We start from the raw sequence: 1,307 nt of genomic DNA on the forward strand, positions 1-1,307 counted from the left end.
CGAATCCGCGGGCGTCGTGCAAAGGTTCCTCGTCGGTGTAGTCCCACCGGGTGCCGGCCAGGTTCCCCAGCCCTTTGCGCATGGTCGCCGCATAGGCGTTGATCACCTGCGACGAGAGCAGCGTGGAGTTGGCCAGGGGTTCACCCGGAGCATGAATCCCATACTCCGTCTCCGAGCCCATCACACGATAAACGCTCACAAGTACTGCCCGGTGTTTGGCATCGTTTCGATGGACTTTCCGGCCTCCTGCCCGGCCTTGCCCTGCACGATGGTGCGGATGTAGGTGATCCGTTCGCCCTTCTTGCCGGAAATCCGGGCCCAGTCATCCGGATTCGTGGTGTTGGGCAGGTCCTCATGCTCGCGGAACTCGTCCACCACGGCGCTGAGCAGATGTTCGATCCGCAGGCCCTTTTGCCGGTTGATCAGCAGGTCCTTGATGGCGTTCTTCTTGGCCCGGTCCACCACGTTCTGGATCACGGCTCCGGAATTGAAGTCCTTGAAGTAGAGCATTTCGGTGTCGCCGCTGGCATAGGTGACTTCGAGGTACTCGTTCGACTTGTCCGTGGAGTACATCTCCTCGACCGTGCGCTGGATCATCGCGTCGATCGTGGCCTTGCGGTCCTGGCCATGCTCGGCCAGGTCCTCGGCGTGGATGGGAAGGTTGGTGGTGAGGTACTTGGCGAAGATGTCCGCCGCAGCCTCGGCATCCGGGCGGTGGATCTTGATCTTCACGTCCAGCCGTCCCGGGCGCAGGATAGCCGGGTCGATCATGTCCTCACGGTTGGAAGCGCCGATGACAATCACGTTTTCCAGCTTTTCAACGCCGTCGATCTCGGACAGCAGCTGCGGCACGATGGTGGTTTCGACGTCGGACGAGACACCGGTGCCGCGGGTGCGGAACAGGGAATCCATCTCGTCGAAGAACACCACCACGGGACTGCCGTCGGACGCTTTCTCGCGGGCCCGGCCGAAGATCAGCCGGATGTGCCGCTCGGTCTCCCCCACGTACTTGTCCAGCAGCTCCGGGCCCTTGATATTCAGGAAGTAGCTGCGCGTGTCCGTCCCGTTGCGCTCGATGGCTTTGGCCGCCAGCGAGTTGGCCACTGCCTTGGCAATCAGCGTCTTGCCGCAGCCGGGAGGACCGTAGAGCAGAATTCCTTTGGGGGCCTTCAGCCCATGCTCGCGGTAGAGGTCCGGGTGCAGGAAGGGGAGCTCGACGGCGTCACGGATCTGGTCGATCTGCGGGCCCAGTCCGCCGATGTCCTCGTAGGAAATGTCCGGCACCTCTTCGAGGATGAGGTTCTCCA

2 protein-coding genes are annotated in these 1,307 nt (G+C 62.4%); both read right to left on the reverse strand.

Features of this window, described 5'->3' with window-relative positions; translation table 11 throughout:
- Window positions 1-181: proteasome accessory factor PafA2 family protein (locus AC5RWT_RS37470; RefSeq protein ID WP_494084632.1), on the reverse strand; the 181-nt coding region annotated here is incomplete at its 3' end.
- 14 nt (window positions 182-195) lie between these two features.
- Window positions 196-1,307, reverse strand: a 1,112-nt coding sequence (gene arc / locus AC5RWT_RS37475) for a proteasome ATPase (protein WP_494084631.1), incomplete at its 5' end; no start/stop codon positions are given.

It is taken from the genome of Arthrobacter sp. Dra40, assembly GCF_059091905.1.